This window comes from Acidovorax sp. LjRoot38 (genome assembly GCF_964252975.1).
Lineage (GTDB): Bacteria > Pseudomonadota > Gammaproteobacteria > Burkholderiales > Burkholderiaceae_C > Acidovorax > Acidovorax facilis.
On sequence record NZ_CAXUPT020000003.1, the window covers coordinates 361,956 to 377,144 of the forward strand.

16 protein-coding genes are annotated in these 15,189 nt (G+C 64.1%); 9 read left to right on the forward strand and 7 right to left on the reverse strand.

Features of this window, described 5'->3' with window-relative positions; genetic code table 11:
- Positions 1-143 precede the first annotated feature (143 nt).
- The gene (locus ACSQ22_RS06820; protein WP_436129824.1) at positions 144-854 is read left to right on the forward strand and encodes a hypothetical protein; all 711 of its coding nucleotides are present in this window, start codon (positions 144-146) and stop codon (positions 852-854) included.
- An 87-nt stretch (positions 855-941) separates the two neighbouring features.
- On the opposite strand, the gene ACSQ22_RS06825 is transcribed toward ACSQ22_RS06820, so the two are convergent.
- From ACSQ22_RS06825 to ACSQ22_RS06845, 5 genes are all read right to left on the reverse strand, one after another.
- Entirely contained in the window at positions 942-1,316 is a 375-nt protein-coding gene (locus ACSQ22_RS06825; protein WP_121420796.1) for a pentapeptide repeat-containing protein, read from the reverse strand.
- 96 nt (positions 1,317-1,412) lie between these two features.
- Positions 1,413-2,081 carry a hypothetical protein gene (locus ACSQ22_RS06830; RefSeq protein WP_436129825.1) on the reverse strand — a complete coding sequence of 223 codons (669 nt, stop codon included), beginning with the start codon at positions 2,079-2,081 and terminating at the stop codon, positions 1,413-1,415.
- A gap of 35 nt (positions 2,082-2,116) precedes the next feature.
- The gene (locus ACSQ22_RS06835) at positions 2,117-2,794 is read right to left on the reverse strand and encodes a CPBP family glutamic-type intramembrane protease (protein ID WP_436129826.1); all 678 of its coding nucleotides are present in this window, start codon (positions 2,792-2,794) and stop codon (positions 2,117-2,119) included.
- 214 nt (positions 2,795-3,008) lie between these two features.
- Positions 3,009-3,641 (reverse strand): GNAT family N-acetyltransferase, encoded by a 633-nt coding sequence (locus tag ACSQ22_RS06840; protein WP_436129827.1) that lies wholly within the window; start codon positions 3,639-3,641, stop codon positions 3,009-3,011.
- Positions 3,642-3,673: 32 nt separating this feature from the next.
- Positions 3,674-4,522, reverse strand: a complete 849-nt coding sequence (locus tag ACSQ22_RS06845; RefSeq protein WP_436129828.1) for an IclR family transcriptional regulator — start codon at positions 4,520-4,522, stop codon at positions 3,674-3,676.
- 285 nt (positions 4,523-4,807) lie between these two features.
- Here ACSQ22_RS06845 and ACSQ22_RS06850 point away from each other — a divergent pair, with 285 nt between their 5' ends.
- The 8 genes from ACSQ22_RS06850 (at position 4,808) to ACSQ22_RS06885 (ending at position 12,799) form a co-directional block, all read left to right on the forward strand.
- Positions 4,808-5,914: an ABC transporter ATP-binding protein gene (locus tag ACSQ22_RS06850; RefSeq protein WP_436129829.1), complete on the forward strand. Its 1,107-nt coding sequence runs from the start codon at positions 4,808-4,810 to the stop codon at positions 5,912-5,914.
- Positions 5,911-6,783: an ABC transporter permease gene (locus ACSQ22_RS06855; RefSeq protein WP_108499628.1), complete on the forward strand. Its 873-nt coding sequence runs from the start codon at positions 5,911-5,913 to the stop codon at positions 6,781-6,783. The genes ACSQ22_RS06850 and ACSQ22_RS06855 overlap by 4 nt, the downstream gene beginning before the upstream one ends.
- Positions 6,784-6,787: 4 nt before the next feature.
- On the forward strand, positions 6,788-7,582 hold the full coding sequence (locus ACSQ22_RS06860; protein ID WP_121505723.1) for an ABC transporter permease: 795 nt from the start codon (positions 6,788-6,790) through the stop codon (positions 7,580-7,582).
- Between the two features lie 15 nt (positions 7,583-7,597).
- Entirely contained in the window at positions 7,598-7,894 is a 297-nt protein-coding gene (locus ACSQ22_RS06865) for a (2Fe-2S)-binding protein (protein ID WP_436078036.1), read from the forward strand.
- A complete protein-coding gene (locus ACSQ22_RS06870) occupies positions 7,891-9,291 on the forward strand; it encodes an FAD-dependent oxidoreductase (RefSeq protein ID WP_436129830.1) in 1,401 nt (466 codons plus the stop codon). The genes ACSQ22_RS06865 and ACSQ22_RS06870 overlap by 4 nt, the downstream gene beginning before the upstream one ends.
- Positions 9,288-10,445: an NAD(P)/FAD-dependent oxidoreductase gene (locus ACSQ22_RS06875; RefSeq protein ID WP_436129831.1), complete on the forward strand. Its 1,158-nt coding sequence runs from the start codon at positions 9,288-9,290 to the stop codon at positions 10,443-10,445. The genes ACSQ22_RS06870 and ACSQ22_RS06875 overlap by 4 nt, the downstream gene beginning before the upstream one ends.
- A gap of 50 nt (positions 10,446-10,495) precedes the next feature.
- Positions 10,496-11,566: an ABC transporter substrate-binding protein gene (locus ACSQ22_RS06880; RefSeq protein WP_288850896.1), complete on the forward strand. Its 1,071-nt coding sequence runs from the start codon at positions 10,496-10,498 to the stop codon at positions 11,564-11,566.
- A gap of 180 nt (positions 11,567-11,746) precedes the next feature.
- Entirely contained in the window at positions 11,747-12,799 is a 1,053-nt protein-coding gene (locus ACSQ22_RS06885) for a c-type cytochrome (protein WP_436129832.1), read from the forward strand.
- Between the two features lie 443 nt (positions 12,800-13,242).
- Here the strand turns inward: ACSQ22_RS06885 and ACSQ22_RS06890 are convergent, their stop codons facing one another.
- Together ACSQ22_RS06890 and ACSQ22_RS06895 are read right to left on the reverse strand one after the other, a co-directional pair.
- Positions 13,243-14,562 (reverse strand): tetratricopeptide repeat protein, encoded by a 1,320-nt coding sequence (locus ACSQ22_RS06890; RefSeq protein WP_436129833.1) that lies wholly within the window; start codon positions 14,560-14,562, stop codon positions 13,243-13,245.
- A gap of 14 nt (positions 14,563-14,576) precedes the next feature.
- Positions 14,577-15,116, reverse strand: coding sequence for a hypothetical protein (locus ACSQ22_RS06895; RefSeq protein ID WP_055400622.1), 540 nt, complete (start codon positions 15,114-15,116; stop codon positions 14,577-14,579).
- Positions 15,117-15,189 lie beyond the last annotated feature (73 nt).

Sequence of the window (15,189 nt, forward strand, 5' to 3'; positions counted from 1 at the left end):
GGCCTGTAGCGCCATATTGCAAAGCGGCCACAGCTCATCAAAATTGGCACAAAACACCTGCTGATCCATGCCCGGACCGGGAGCTCGCTCGGTTGCTATCGGCCAGAAGCGAAAGTTGGCAAGACGGTGCTAACGTCATATTCATGCTTGAAGACTATTTCTCCCTGCAATTGAAATTTGCCACGCACTATGCAGCGAAAGCGGCAGTGCCTCTCGACGTCGCCATTGACCGTTGTACCAACTTGCGACGCAGGCTGAATCTGTGGGGGGACACTGGCGCAAGTAGGTGGAAACTCTTTCTGAACAAGGTAAAAAGCGCGGTTGATGACCGTGCCGAGCAAGTCGCTTTGTGTGCCGATTTCCAACAATCTCTTTCCTACATCGAAGTCAAACGGTCGTTCGGCTGTTTTTCTTATGATCCGCCCGATGCATACGGTACCTTGCGCATCCACTTTGTTGCGCCAGATGGAATCAATTCCAGTCCGCTTGCTATTGAGAATTCCAGCGCAAGGAGGGCCGATTTACAAGAGCTGATATCGCATGTTCAGCGCACGGAGCCACGCGCTACAACCGTGCGCGGCGTTTCTTGGCTCTACAACCTGCAGGCATACAAGCGACTCTTTCCAACGGCCTATAGCGCTTCAGTTCAGTCCGCATGGTTTCCCTTGCACTTGAACGGAAGTTCGACCTGGGGCCAAGTGCTGAACTGGCGGCAGGAGGTGAAACCGGATGTGCGAGATCAATTGTTAGTTCGCCTCAATGACATGGAGGTCGCAACTCCTTGGCTGGTCTTTCCGCTCCAAGCTTTGGTCGCTACCAGCCAGATTGAGGTGTTTTATGACCAGTTCACATGAAGGTTGTCGAATGTCGGACATGGGCCCAAAGCAGCCGGGCGTTGTCTCCTAAATCAGTCGTTCAGAATTGCGAAACGCCCTTGCTTCTCAAGGAAACTGGTCGGCTGGCCCCAGCGTAATGCCGTAGAACGTCGCACCAACAAAGTTCGTTCCGACTAGCACAGCACCATCCAAGCCTATCGACTCGATAGCCGCATCTTCGAAAGTCGCGTTGGTCAGATCGGCTCCAGTGAACGTCGCGCACTTGACGTTGCAGTTGCTAAAGCTGGTCCCGCGAAGGCTTGCGCCAGTGAAGTCTGCACTGGAAAACCAGGAATGCGGCCCGAAGCTTGCCCCATCAAGGGTAACGCGAGAAAGATTGGCCTCAGACAAATCTACGTTCGGGAAATGCCGTTCACCCAGCGCGTATCGCTGCATCAGTTCTTGAAGCGTTGACGGAGGGGTGTAGTTGTCTGTAGTCATCACTGAAGGCAGCTTCTGGCCGAATTCTGCCCTACGGTGAAGTGCGCCAGCGTGCACGAGGCAGCGCCCTATATCGAATTCGTTCTAACCAACCTCTCACAAATGCCTCAGCAGATACCCCAGGCCGGTATTCGCCACCAGCCCCATCAACACCAGCCCTCCAGCCACCACCGCTGAACGGCCTGCGCCTAACCCCGCCCGCTCGCGCACCCAGTGCCACTCGGCGACAAAAAACCAAAGCAGGGCCAACAGTGCAAGCCCCACTCCGAATGCAGAGAGCAGCCCACCCGACAGTGCGAACGTGGTGCTGATCGACATGGCCATTGCGAACGGTGCCACCAGGTAGCACTGTTCGTAAAACGGGTTGCGCAGGTTGACGCGGTGGATGGGCTGGCGGCTGTGGCGCATGTACCAGACGGCGCCCGCCAGAGACCAGATTCCAAACGCCATGGTGCGGTACAGCAGCAGGTTTTGCTCGGACTTGAGCAGTGCGGCCGCGAGCGTTCCCATCTCTTGCGCCGGTTGTTTGCGCAGGGCCAGGTCGAACACATGGGACACCAGCACGCACAGGATGAGCAGCAGCGGCGGGCTGATGGCGTCGCCGTAGCGGTCGTCGCCTTCGCGGGTTTGCTCGGCCTGCACGTAGGCCACCATCTGTCGCGGGCGCAGCACGATGCGCACCAGGGTTTTGGGCAGCAGGATCAGCCAGATCAGTGCCTCGTACACAAAGTCTTCAAATGACTTGAGGATCTTGAGAAAGTCCACAGGAGCTCCTTGCGGCGGTGGGCAGGGTCAATGGGTCAGGCAATGGTGCGGGTAGAGGCCAGCACAAAGGCCATGATCGTCCAGTCGTTGGCAATGTGGGCGATGGTGCTGGCCCACAGGTTGCGGGTGTAGATGAAGACTGCCGTCAGCGCCAGGCGAGCGGTGCCTATAACGAGCAAGGCCTGGCCCAGATGCCATTGGTAGGTGGGCAGGTGCAGTGCGCCAAACACCAGCGCCGTAACCATCCATGCCAAGGCCACGGCCCAACGGGCGGGCATGCCAGCGCGGTGCAGCAAGGCCACGGTGGCCAGCAGTGGCAGGATGGTGACCAGCTCTTCGCCCAGCAGCTGCACGGCAACCAGTGCGAACCGCCCAACCAGCTGCGCTGGGGACAAGTCCGCAACAGCATCGATGCTGGCGTTGGCGCTGAGGTGAGACATGCCCAACCCATATGCAGCCACCAGCGCGGGCAAGCCGATCACCAGCGGCACTGCGGCCAGCCCCAGCGCCACATCGCGCCAGCGGGGTCGCCTGAACAGCGCCACCCATGCCGGGCCCACCGCCCATCGCATCCCCGCCCACTGAACGCCCACAAACAGCAGCGCGGCCAAAGCGCCACCCCACTGGTCGGGCAACCAGCGCGGCACCGCCAGCAACAGGGCGAAGGCGATTGCGCTGGCGGCCCACAGCATCACGCTGCTGCGAGTGCTCAAGGGCACGGGGTTGCCAAAGCTGAAGGGCAGACCGGATTCGATCGGCGACTGTGAATGAGGAAGTGGGTGGGGAGGCGACGTTGATGCGGATGGTGTGCGTTGCAAGGCGGCCTCCGTGGGTGTGCAGCAAGCATGCAGGCAAAGGCAAGACTGCAAAAGCGTTTTCGGGAGTTAGGTTACCCGGGCTTGGCAACAGCGGTGCCGTGAACGCTGGCTACCTGCCAAGCACGGCGGCACCGCGCACCAGCAGCCAATAAGTGCTGCCGGTGATTGGCTCCACACATTCCACCGACCGTGTGAAACCCAGGCGGCTATAAAACGGCACGCTCAAGGGGTTGAAAGTTTCCAGAAAACACGATGCACCGGCCTGGTCGGCCCTGGCCAAGGTGGGCGCCAGTAGCCGCTGCGCCAACCCGTGGCCACGCGCAGCGGTGTGCACACCCAGTATCGACAGGTACCACGCGCTGTGCAGATCGGCAGGCACCTGCGCTTCCATGGCGGCGCAAAGGCGCTGGTAGTGGTCAAACCCGAGCGGACCCAGCAACTGGCGCAAGCTGCTGGTGCGCTGGGCGCTGTATTGCGCCTTGTCTGCGGCTGGCGCGTGGGGTGTGATCCACAGTGCGGCGCCGTGGGGGTCGGCCACCTGCACGTCGCCCACGGCGCGGGCTTCGTCCATGGCCAGCGCGCAGTAGTGGGCCAGCACCTGCAGGCGGCGAACAGTGTTGGCCGCGTGGTCGATGGTGACGGCTTGGTAGAACGGATCGTTGAACAATGCCTCGGCCAGTGCTGCGCAAGCGTGCGGGTGGGCGTGCAGCGACGGCGAATTCGGTTGCGTTGTGGCGGACATGGGGTGTGGGCCTACGTGTCGTGTCTAACTCTTCAATCCTGCTCTGCGGGCTGAATGGCGTGGTCGTTGCGCACGCTCGACAGGCTTTGTGCGGGCCGCCGCAGGGTGGCATCAAATGGATTGATCTTGGGCCCAATGGCTGCCGCCTCGCGCTTGAGCAACTCCACCACCGTGGGAAGTCGGTCGTCGTTCAGTCGCGCAGAGATAGTGCCCACGCTCAGCGCCGCCACTGCACGGCCCTCACGGTCCAGGATAGGCACAGCCACACCAGCCATGCCTTCGAGCAAGCCGGTGTTGCGGCCGGCGTAGCCCAGCTGGCGCACGCGCTCGATCTCGGTGCGCAGATAGACCTCGTCAAACACGCCGTACTCGCGCACGCGGGAGAGGTTGAAGCGGATGACTTCTTCGCGCTCGGCCTCGGGCAAGAAGGCCAGGATGGCCAGCGCACCCTGCCCCACGCCCAGGGCCACGCGGCCGCCGATGTCGCCGGTGAAGGAGCGGATGGGAAACGGGCCTTCGCTGCGGTCCAGGCACACCGCATCGAACCCGCTGCGCACCAACAGAAAGATGCTGTCACCCAAGCTGGCGCAAAGGCGCAGCAGCGCGGGGCGGCACAGGCTGCGCAGGTCGCCGGGGTTGCCCGCTTTGGCAGCCAGGGCGAAGAAGTCCATGCTCAGTCGGTAGAGCTTGCTGCGCTCGTCCTGCTCGACCATGCCCTCTGCCACCAGCGATTGCAGCAAACGGTGCGTAGTGCCCTGCGTCAGGCCCACAGCTCGCGCCAATTGGGTGACTCGCCCGCCCTCGACCTGCACGGCCGACAGGGCCCGGATGACGGCAAATACCCGGGGTACGCCGCCGGTGGCGGTGGATGCGGCTTCCATACCTCGCTCCTGTGGAATTCGTTGATCAAACTGAAGGCATCATATTTCATTGAACGGAATAAATTCAATAAAAATTCTGTTTAATGGAATACCCGAAGCATTCTGGTTTGTTTATTGCAATAGATTCTATTGAATCGATCGGCTGTTCCAGCTTTTGTATGGCACTTGCACCACCCCGGTGCACGCACACCGAAGGCCCGCAGCCCATCCCTGCAACTCCACAGCAGGTGGCACGCACGGCCCCCAGGCAAACCGTGCGATGCCACTACCGGAAAGGCTTTCGCCATGTCGTTTCTCAAGCTCACGGATGTGACCAAGTTCTATGGCAGCACCTGCGCGGTGCAGTCCATGAACCTCATGGTGCAAAAGGGTGAATTTGTGTCGCTGCTGGGCCCTTCGGGCTGCGGCAAGACGACCACGCTGCAGATGGTGGCGGGGTTTGAGGCCGTGACCAGTGGGCGCATCGAACTCGATGGCAAGGACATCACCCACGCCAAGGCCAACACGCGCGGCCTGGGCATCGTGTTCCAGAGCTATGCGCTGTTCCCGCACATGACGGTGGCGGCCAACGTGAGCTTTGGGCTGGAGATGCGCAAGGTGCCCAAGGCCGAACGCGCCGAGCGCGTGGCCCAGGCGCTGGCGCTGGTGCACCTGGAAAAGCATGCCACGCGCTACCCGCGCGAGCTGTCTGGCGGCCAGCGCCAGCGCGTGGCCCTGGCACGTGCGCTGGTGATCGAGCCGCCCGTGCTGCTGCTGGACGAGCCCCTGTCCAACCTCGACGCCAAGCTGCGTGAGGAGATGCAGTTTGAGCTGCGGCAGATTCAGCGCAAGGTGGGCACCACCACCATCATGGTCACGCACGACCAGAGCGAGGCCATGTCCATCAGCGACCGTGTGGTGGTGATGGAGGCCGGCCGCGCCACGCAGATCGATCACCCGCATCGCGTGTACGAGCACCCGCGCACGCGCTTCATCTCCACCTTTGTGGGCAAGGCCAACCTGCTGCCCGGCCAGGCAACGCATGCCAATGGCACGCACACGCAGGTGAAGGTGGGCGCCCTCACGATGGAGGTGGACGGTGCCCGCTACCGCCCCGGCGCCGCCGTACTGCTGAGCGTGCGGCCTGAAAAAGTGCAACTGGTGCCCGCCGTGCAGGGCCGGATGGATGGTCAGGTGTGCGAGCGGTTCTTCCTGGGCAGCCAGTGGCTGTACCGTGTGGGCACCCCCGTGGGCGACCTGATGGTGCTGGTGCCCAACGACGGCCGCGCTGCGCTGGCCGAGGGCGAGCGCACGGGCGTGGACTGGCCCGACCACTGCATGCGCCTGCTGCCCGCCGATGAAACCGCCATGGCCGAGCTGGAGGCCGAAGACGCCGCCGAGGTGGCGCCATGAGCCTGGCCACCACCTTGCTGCACAAAAAGGCCGTGCCCTGGTGGTTGTCCGGCCCGGCGCTGCTGCTGTTCACGGTACTGCTGCTGGTGCCGCTGGCACTCACGGCCGTGCTGTCGTTCAACGCGTTCGACCCGGCCACAGGGGTGAAGGCAGGCGAGTTCACGCTGGAGCACTACGCCCATGTGTTCACCGATTCGTACTACCACACGATCTTCTGGCGCACGTTCTGGATTGCGGGGCTGGTCACGCTGATCTGCGTGGCCATTGGCGCACCCGAGGCCTACATCCTGAGCCGCATGGGCAACCCGTGGCGCTCCATCTTGCTGCTGGTGGTACTGGCACCGCTGCTGGTATCCGTGGTGGTACGGGCCTTTGGCTGGAGCATGCTGCTGGGGCCTGAGGGGCTGGTGAATGGGCTGTTCGGGCTACTTGGATTTGGCCCCGTGAAGATGCTTTACACCGAGATCGCCGTGGTGATTGCGCTGGTGCATGTGATGCTGCCGTTCATGGTGATCCCGGTGTGGACCTCGCTGCAAAAGCTCGACCCGGGTGTGGAGAACGCCGCCCTGTCGCTGCAGGCCACACCCTTCACCACGCTGCGGCGCATTGTGTTGCCGCAGGTGCTGCCCGGCATCCTGTCGGGAAGCCTGATCGTGTTTGGGCTGGCGGCCAGCTCGTTTGCCATCCCCGGCCTGCTGGGCGGGCGGCGGCTGAAGATGGTGGCCACGGTGGTGTACGACGAATACCTGCACGAGCTGAACTGGCCCCTGGGCGCAGCGATTGCGCTGACGCTGCTGGTGGCCAACCTGGTGGTGATGCTGAGCTACAACCGGCTGGTTGAGGGCCGGTACAAGAAAGCGTTGGGCTGAAGTTATGCAGAAGAACGGACCTTTGGCCCTCGCGTTCAACGCGCTGGTCATCACCTTCATGCTCGCCCCGCTGCTGGTGGTGTGCATCGTGGCGTTCACGCCGCACAACACGCTGACGCTGCCCACCACTGAGTTCTCGCTGCGCTGGTTCAAGGCAGTGTTCGCGCATTCGGACTTTGTGCAGTCGTTCTGGAACAGCCTGTGGCTGGCGCTGGCATCGGCCACGCTGGCCACGGTGCTGGCCGTGCCGGCGGGCATTGCCATCACACGCTACGAGTTTGCGGGGCGCGGCTTTCTCAACGGCCTGTTCCTGTCGCCGCTGATCATTCCGCACCTGGTGCTGGGTGTGGCCCTGCTGCGCCTGTTTGCGCTGCTGGGGGGCACGGGCAGCTTTGGCTGGCTGGTGTTTGCGCATGCGCTCATCGTTACGCCCTACACGCTGCGGCTGGTGGTGGCCGCGCTGGTGGGGTTTGACCGCAGTGCCGAGCATGCCGCGCTGTCGCTGGGTGCCAGCCAGGCCACGGTGTTCACACGCATCACGCTGCCGATGATTTTGCCCGGCGTGACGGGCGGCTGGTTGCTGGCCTTCATCAACAGCTTTGACGAAGTGACGATGTCGATCTTTGTCACCTCGCCCAGCACGGTGACGCTGCCGGTGCGCATGTACATGTACGCCACCGAGTCGATTGACCCGCTGATGGCTGCGGTGTCGGCACTGATGGTGGCCCTGACGGCCTGCGCGATGGTGATTCTCGACCGCGTGTACGGCCTGGACCGCGTGCTCGTAGGGCGCAAATAGATGGGCACGACTTCCATGACTGTGAACACAGCCCTGCTCCACCGCGTGGCCGAAAAAGACCGCGCCCCCGTGCCCTTCGTACTCGATGGCGAACCCGCCGCTGCGCTCGAAGGCGACACGGTGCTCACGGCCATCCTCACCCACCGCGCCCAGTTGCGCCGCAATGAGTTCAGTCATGAGCCCCGTGCCGGCTTTTGCCTGATGGGCGCGTGCCAGGACTGCTGGGTGATGACGGCTACCGGCGAACGCCTACGGTCTTGCGCCACCTTCATCCAGGCGGGCATGCAGCTGACTACCGGAGGGGCCGCATGACCGCCCCCACCTTGCAACCCGTGATCGTGGGCGCAGGCCCTGCGGGCATCCGTGCGGCGCAAACCCTGGTGGCGCATGGCGTGCGGCCCACGGTGATAGACGAGGCCGCACGGGGTGGCGGACAAATCTACCGTCGCCCGCCTGCCCACTTTGCCCGTAGCCCGCAAACGCTGTACGGCACCGAAGCATCACGCGCCACGGCATTGCACAGCACGCTGGATGGCCTGGCCGCCCACATCGACTACCAACCCAACAGCCTGGTGTGGAACGCCCAGGGTGGTTTGCTCGATGTACTGCACGGCCTCACACAGACCACGCGCACGGTGCCCTACGACCAGCTCATCGTGGCCAGCGGCGCCACCGACCGCGCGCTGCCCGTGCCGGGCTGGACGCTGCCTGGCGTGTACACGCTGGGCGGTGCGCAGGTGGCACTCAAGTTCCAGGGCTGCACCATTGGCCGCAACGTGGTGCTGATGGGCACCGGGCCGCTGCTGTACCTGGTGGCGTACCAATATGCCAAGGCAGGCGCCAAGGCGGGCGTGAAGGTGACTGCAGTGCTAGACACCGCCCGCTTTGCCGACCAACTGGCCGCCCTGCCCGGCATGCTGACGCAGCCAGCCGTGCTGGCCAAAGGGATGTACTACGTGGGCTGGCTGCGCGCGCACGGCGTGGCGGTGCACACCGGCGTGCGGCCTGTCCGCATGGAGGGCGAAACACGGGTCGATGCCGTGGTGTGGACCGACGGCCAGAACGAGCACACCGTGCCGTGCGATGCCGTGGGCTTTGGCTACGCCCTGCGGTCCGAAACCCAACTGGCAGACCTGCTGGGCTGCCGTTTTTCCTGGGCCCCCATGCACCGCGCCCACCTGCCTGAGCGCGACACAGCAGGCCGCACCAGCGTGGCCGGTGTGTACCTGGCGGGGGATGGCGCGGGGATCATGGGCGCCGATGCGGCCGAATGGGCGGGCGAGCGCGCAGCGCTGGCGCTGCTGGCTGACCACGGCGTGAAGGTGGACACTGCACGCGCGGCGGAGCTGGAACGCCAGCTCACTGGCTTGATGCCCTTCCGGCAGGGGCTGGAGCGCGCCTTTCCCTTCCCTACCGACTGGGCAACCCATGCGCCCGATACGCTGGTGGTGTGCCGCTGCGAGAACATCACGGCCGGCGAGCTGCGCGCCTGTGCCCGCGATGCGGGAGCCGATGAGATGAACCGCCTCAAGGCCCTGACCCGCGTGGGCATGGGCCGCTGCCAAGGCCGCATGTGCGGTGTGGCCGCTGCAGAAATTCTGGCCCACGCCACAGGCAAGCCGATTGACACGGTAGGACGGCTGCGCGGACAGGCGCCGATCAAGCCGATTCCCATCCACCTGCAACCCCAGGCGGAGGCCCGCGCATGACCGCCACCCCAACGATCGACACCGACGTTGCCATTGTGGGCGGCGGCATCATGGGTGCATCGGCCGCACTGGCACTGCGCCGCAAAGGCGTGGCCGTGGTGTTGCTGGAGCGCGACCTGTGCGGCTCGCGCTCCAGCGGCGTGAACTACGGCGGCGTGCGCCGCCAGGGCCGGCCTGTGAGCCAACTGCCCCTGGCGCAGCGCGCCCACCAGGTGTGGGCCGACCTGCCCGCGCTGATTGGCACCGATGGCGAATACCAGCGCAGCGGGCACTTCAAGATTGGCCGCAGTGAGGCGGACATGGCTTCGCTGGAAGCCTATGCCCACTTGAGCCGCGACTTTGACTTGGGGCTACAGCTCATCTCCGGCACCACACTGCGCGAGCGCTGCCCCTGGCTGGGCGGGCGCGCTGTGGGTGGATCACTCTGCCCGGATGACGGCCAGGCCAACCCGCGCCTGGTGTCGCCCGCGTTTGCACTGGCGGCCAAGCGCGCGGGCGCGCAGATTCTGGAGCGCACTCCAATGACCTCGGTGGAGCACGACGGGCAGCTGTTCACCGTGCGCTCGGGCACCACCGTGGCGGTGCGTGCACCCGTGCTCATCAATTGCGCAGGCGCCTGGGCCGGTGCGCTGGCCGCGCAGTTTGGCGAGGCCGTGCCCATTCACTCCGGCCACCCCGCCATGGCGGTGACCGAGCCCCTGCCCTTCTTCATGCACTGGAGCCTGGGTGTGGAAGGCGGCGGCATCTACTGCCGCCAGGTGGCGCGTGGCAACCTCATTCTGGGCGGCGGCGCAGGTGTGGCGCTGGATGCCGACCGCGCCCGCTCCGAGCGCAGCGCCATCGCTACCTTGGCAGTGCAGGCCGTAGAGCTGTTGCCCGCCCTCAAGAATGCGCATTTCATTCGCACCTGGAGCGGCACCGAAGGCTATCTGCCTGACCGCCAGCCGGTGCTGGGCAAGAGCCACACCACGCCCGGCCTGATCCATGGCTTTGGCTTTGCGGGTGCGGGCTTTCAGATCGGCCCCGGTGTGGGCGAGGTGCTGGCAGAGCTGGCACGCGATGGCCGCAGCACCACGCCGATTGATGCCTTTGCGATTGAGCGATTTCTCCCAACGACGGTGGCTGACGTGGCCAGCACTGCCGCTGCCCACTGACCCCGTTTGCCACCGAAAAAACTCCCCTCCCCACCAGAAAGGAAACCACCATGACCTTCTCCCCCCGCTTTGCCAGCCGCACCCGCCGCGCCCTTGTGACGGCCGCTGCACTGACCGCCGTGGCCGCCACAGGCACCGCCACCGCGCAGACCAAGACGCTGTACATCGGCATGAACGGCGGCACCATGGAGAAGGCGTACACGCAGTACGTGTTCCCGGCGTTTGAAAAGCTGCATGGTGTGAAAGTGGTGGTGGTGCCCGGCACGTCCTCGGACATCCTGGCGAAGGCCCAGGCCAACAAGGACAAGCCCCAGATGCACGTGATGTTTCTGGACGACGGCATCATGGTGCGCGCCATGGGCATGGGCCTGTGCGAAAAGCAAAAGCCCAACCAGCATCTGAACGACATCTACCCCGCCGCGCGCTTCAAGGACGACCTGGCCAGCGGAGTCAGCGTGGGTATGACGGGCATCGCCTACAACACCAAGATGTTTGCCGAAAAGGGCTGGGCCGCACCCACCTCGTGGATGGACTTTGCCGACCCCAAGTACAAGGGCAAGGTGGTGTTCCAGTCGATGCCCTCCTCATCGTTCGGACTGCACGGCTTCTTGATGTTCAACCGCATCCAGGGCGGCAACGACAAGAACGTGGAACCCGGCTTTGCCAACTGGGCCAAGACCATCGGCCCGAACGTGCTGGAGTACATCCCGAGCTCGGCCAAGATTTCGGAGATGGTGCAAACGGGCGAGGCTGCGATCTTCCCGCTCACGCCCACGGCCGTGGCTGCGCTCAAATCCAAGGGCATTCCGGTGGAATACGCCCAGCCCAAGGAAGGCTCGGTGGTGCTGATGACAGGCCAGTGCGTGATCGCCAAGAACAGCGAGCCCGAGCTGGCGCAAAAACTGGCCGAATTTCTGCTGAGCCCCCTGGCGCAGGCCAACGTGCTGCAGTTTGGCGCGCAGATCCCCACCAACCCCAAGGCCCCGGCCGTGGGTGAAGGCGCCGAGCAGGTGGCCAAGATCAACCAGTGGATGAAAAACGCCGTGACCCTGGACTGGGACAGCGTCAACGCCAACCGCCCAGCCTGGAACACGCGCTGGAACAAGACCATCGAGCGCTGAGCAACGGGGCCGTTGACGCGCGCCGCACCACACTGGCGGCGCGTTTGTGACAAATGTCACCGGCTGCGCCACGCCCTGCGGCAGGAGGGTGTCACAAACCGCTTCTTCGAATCCAGAATCCGGCGCCTGAACACGCTGATTCGTTCAGTTGCCATTCATTCGAAGAAGAGGGATACCACCATGAAACGCTGGATCAAATGGACCGCAGGCGGCGCGCTGCTGCTGGGCGTGGTCGTTGTGGCCACAGCCACCAGCGGCCTGTACCTGGCCGAGCAAAAGCGAAACCGCTACATCGACATCAAGCCGCGCCCCGTGGCCTACACCACCGACGCGCAGACCATTGAGCGCGGGCGGTACCTGTATGCGTCGCGCGGCTGCACCGACTGCCACGGCGCGCAAGGCACGGGCCGCGAGTTTGTGAACGATGGCAAGGGCACGCGCATCGTGGGCCCCAACATCACCCCCGCTGGCGTGGTGGCCCGCTACCAGCCCGAAGACTGGAACAGCGTGATCCGCCACGGCGTCAAGCCCAATGGCCGCCCGCTGCTGGTGATGCCCAGCGAGGACTACAACCGTTTTACCAACGACGACCTGAATGCCCTGGTGTCTTACGTGCGCCAGTTCAAGCCGCAGGAGGGCACGCAGGCCGTGGTGGAACTGCCCCGCCCTGCCTGGGTGCTGTACGGTCTGGGCGCCATCCCCGACGCAGCCGCGCGCATCGACCACCAGCTGGCGCCATCGCGCCCCGTGCCTGCGGGTGTGACGGTGGCCAACGGCCAGTATGTGGCCAACATGTGCATCGGCTGCCACGGCGCAGACCTGTCGGGCGGCAAGATCCCGGGCGGCCCGCCGGACTGGCCCGCCGCTGCCGACATCCGCCCCGGCGCCAACAGCGCCATGGCCCGCTACCCCAATGCCGCCAGCTTTGTGGCGATGCTGCGCACTGGCAAGCGGCCGGATGGCACACCGATCCAGGTGATGCCGTTTGAGTCGCTGGGGCAGTTGAGTGATGTGGATGCGAAGGCGCTGTACCTGTTTTTGACAGCCCCTGGTGCCCTTGCCAAGGCGGGGGGCGCCGGGGCGGGCGCGGGCCATGCACCGGCGAGTGGGGAGGTGGGGCTGAACGGTGGAGTTGCGGACGCGCATCTGGTGCGGGTGGAGCAGCCACAGGGGTCGCAGCATCGGCCGTCGAACGTGCCTTCGGTGTCTTCGGGGTTGCGGATGCCGGGGTGATGTTTGGTCTTGGATTTTTTGATGTTTTAGGCCGCTAGCGCTTATTCATCAAGTGCTAGAAGCTACTATTTTTGTAGTGGACGTTGGGGTTTTGCCCCACCCGCTCGGGCCGAACTTGCCGAAGCCTGGGCTGGCATGCTGGCTTGCTGGTGTGTGAGGCATGCCTGTTCAGAGAAGAGGCCCGGCCGGTTCATGGAACACTCGGCAATCACTATCAATACCATAGCATCTCGCGCTTTATGGATAAGCGCCAGGGCGCAGAAATCCCCAAAACCCCTTAAGGATGACCTGCATAACTCCCTGCGGTCTGTAATAGCGCGGTCTCGGGCGGGCCACTGCGTTGCTTTTCTTGCCAATAGCCCGGCTATTGGCTGCAAAAAGACGCCTTGTGCCCCATCCCGATCCGCACTACCACCGCCTCGCGAGGGTTATGCAGGTCATCCTTAACCCCCCGCAGCCCCCTGCGGCACATGGTTGCGCAGCAGCCACCGCGTTTCCCGCGTGGCCTCGGTGTCCGGGTGGCGGGACTCCAGCGTGGCCAGCACGCGCAGGGCCATGTCGGCGCGGTTCATGCCTTGCAGCAGCACGCGGGCCACCAGTTCATAGGCGGCGGGCACGCTGTCGTGGTTTTTGAAGCGGCGGTCAAAGCCCTGCAGCAGGGCCAGCGCGTCTTTGGCGTTGTTGGCATTCCAGGCGGCTTTGGCCAGGTTGAGGGTGGCGTTGGCGTCCTGCAGCGCAAACTGGGCGTCCTTGGCCCGGCAGGTTTGAAAGACCTTGAGCGCTTCGCCGCCCTGGCCCGAGCGCAGCAGCAGCGGGATGTAGCGCTGGGCATGGTCCAGCAGGGTGGCGGTTTTGCCTTCGGCCAGCGTCAGCACACGGTGGTAACGGCGCTGTGCGGGCACTTCGTCGCTGCGGGTGCGCTGGTCTTCGTAGGCTACGCCCAGGGCGCCGACCATGTCGCCCGCAGTGATCAGCGCGGCCACGTGTGCGTCGGTGGCGTCTTGCTCGATCTGGCGGGGGCTGCGGCGGTCCACAGGGGCGCCGTCGTCGTCCAGGCCCGCGCCGGGCAGCAGGTCAATGCCAAAGGCTGCATGGTTCTGGTACATCGCGTAGCCCAGCAGGCTGGCCATGACCCAGCTGAAATAGATCAGCAGCCAGTTGACGATGGGCAGCAGGATCCAGCCCTTGAAGATGGGCACCAGCATGCCCAGCGCAATGAAGGTGCCCTGGCTCAGCAGGAAGAGGAACAGGCACAGCAGCAGGTAGGGCCAGCCAATGGTGCGCACGGCGTTCCAGGCGTTGGCGGGGTTCAGGGTTTCGGTAAAGCTGCAGGTCTGCACCAGCACGATCTGCGTGGCGGGCAGCAGGAAACACATGGCCAGCCAGGCCAGCGTGCCCAGCACGGGGTTCAGGCGCTGCAGCCAGCCCACGGCCATGGCTTGCACGATCAGGATGGCGAACAGCTTCCAGGGAAGGTTCTTCCAGTCCGGGTCCAGCTCGGAAGGGTAGTCTTCGGCCTTGTAGATGCCGCGCGAGCCCAGGGCCGTGACTTTGAATCCGTAGCGCGATACGGCCAGCAGGATGCCGATCTCCACAATCAGGATGCCCAGGGCGTCGGGCACAAAGAAGATCAGCTTGAACAGCAAGCTGGAGAGCGCCAGCAGCACGCTGTACATCAGCGGCTTGGGTTGCAGCGGAAACGCGAAAAAGGTGTTGATCTGGTGCCAGAACGGACGGGGCGTCTTTGCGGTTTCGCGCTGCATGGGGTGCCCCGGGCTTATTTGGAGAAGAAGTCGGACTGCGACATCCCGCGCCCGCCCGCCATGCGCACCACGGTGCGCTGGTCGGAGCGCAGGAGCTTCATTTGCCCCATTTCGCGCACGAGTTGCTCGTTGAAGGTGGAGCTGAACTGCATGACGGTTTCTCCCATCTTCAGCAGGCTGGTGCCTTTGACCTTGGCGCTTTTGCGGCCCGGTTCGATCTCTATGCTGTCGATGTGGAATTCGAACTCGACCGTCAGGATGCCGCCCATGCGGTCACCGATCTGCTCGAACATCTGCATGCTGGCCTTGAAGGCCTCGCACTGCTGGTCGTGGTTGAGTGTGCTGCGCTGCGTCTGGCCGTTCATCACCGTCTCGTCCTGGATGATGGCCTTGCTGCTGAGCTGTTTGCACATCAGCTCAGCGTCTCGCTTGTAGAGAGCGTGCGCGCTCTGGTCGTAGTAGGCGCGCACCATTTTTTCGTCCAATGTGCGCCCGCCGACAAAGTAATACCAGGCGCCCGCGCACAAGGCCGCCAACAAGACGATCTTTTTCATGATTCCCTCTCTCCCGCTTTATTTTGCGGCGCAGTATACCGGTGGGGTTTGTGCGCACTGCCCGCCAGCCTTG

What these genes read in the sequence shown, in the direction of transcription:
- ACSQ22_RS06895 (WP_055400622.1), bottom strand. Translation starts at nt 15,116, where the DNA reads ATGAAAAAGATCGTCTTGTTGGCGGCCTTGTGCGCGGGCGCCTGGTAT.
- ACSQ22_RS06870 (WP_436129830.1), top strand. Translation starts at nt 7,891, where the DNA reads ATGACCGCCCCCACCTTGCAACCCGTGATCGTGGGCGCAGGCCCTGCG.
- ACSQ22_RS06825 (WP_121420796.1), bottom strand. Translation starts at nt 1,316, where the DNA reads ATGACTACAGACAACTACACCCCTCCGTCAACGCTTCAAGAACTGATG.
- ACSQ22_RS06840 (WP_436129827.1), bottom strand. Translation starts at nt 3,641, where the DNA reads ATGTCCGCCACAACGCAACCGAATTCGCCGTCGCTGCACGCCCACCCG.
- ACSQ22_RS06855 (WP_108499628.1), top strand. Translation starts at nt 5,911, where the DNA reads ATGAGCCTGGCCACCACCTTGCTGCACAAAAAGGCCGTGCCCTGGTGG.
- ACSQ22_RS06885 (WP_436129832.1), top strand. Translation starts at nt 11,747, where the DNA reads ATGAAACGCTGGATCAAATGGACCGCAGGCGGCGCGCTGCTGCTGGGC.
- ACSQ22_RS06860 (WP_121505723.1), top strand. Translation starts at nt 6,788, where the DNA reads ATGCAGAAGAACGGACCTTTGGCCCTCGCGTTCAACGCGCTGGTCATC.
- ACSQ22_RS06845 (WP_436129828.1), bottom strand. Translation starts at nt 4,522, where the DNA reads ATGGAAGCCGCATCCACCGCCACCGGCGGCGTACCCCGGGTATTTGCC.
- ACSQ22_RS06865 (WP_436078036.1), top strand. Translation starts at nt 7,598, where the DNA reads ATGACTGTGAACACAGCCCTGCTCCACCGCGTGGCCGAAAAAGACCGC.
- ACSQ22_RS06850 (WP_436129829.1), top strand. Translation starts at nt 4,808, where the DNA reads ATGTCGTTTCTCAAGCTCACGGATGTGACCAAGTTCTATGGCAGCACC.
- ACSQ22_RS06890 (WP_436129833.1), bottom strand. Translation starts at nt 14,562, where the DNA reads ATGCAGCGCGAAACCGCAAAGACGCCCCGTCCGTTCTGGCACCAGATC.
- ACSQ22_RS06820 (WP_436129824.1), top strand. Translation starts at nt 144, where the DNA reads ATGCTTGAAGACTATTTCTCCCTGCAATTGAAATTTGCCACGCACTAT.
- ACSQ22_RS06875 (WP_436129831.1), top strand. Translation starts at nt 9,288, where the DNA reads ATGACCGCCACCCCAACGATCGACACCGACGTTGCCATTGTGGGCGGC.
- ACSQ22_RS06880 (WP_288850896.1), top strand. Translation starts at nt 10,496, where the DNA reads ATGACCTTCTCCCCCCGCTTTGCCAGCCGCACCCGCCGCGCCCTTGTG.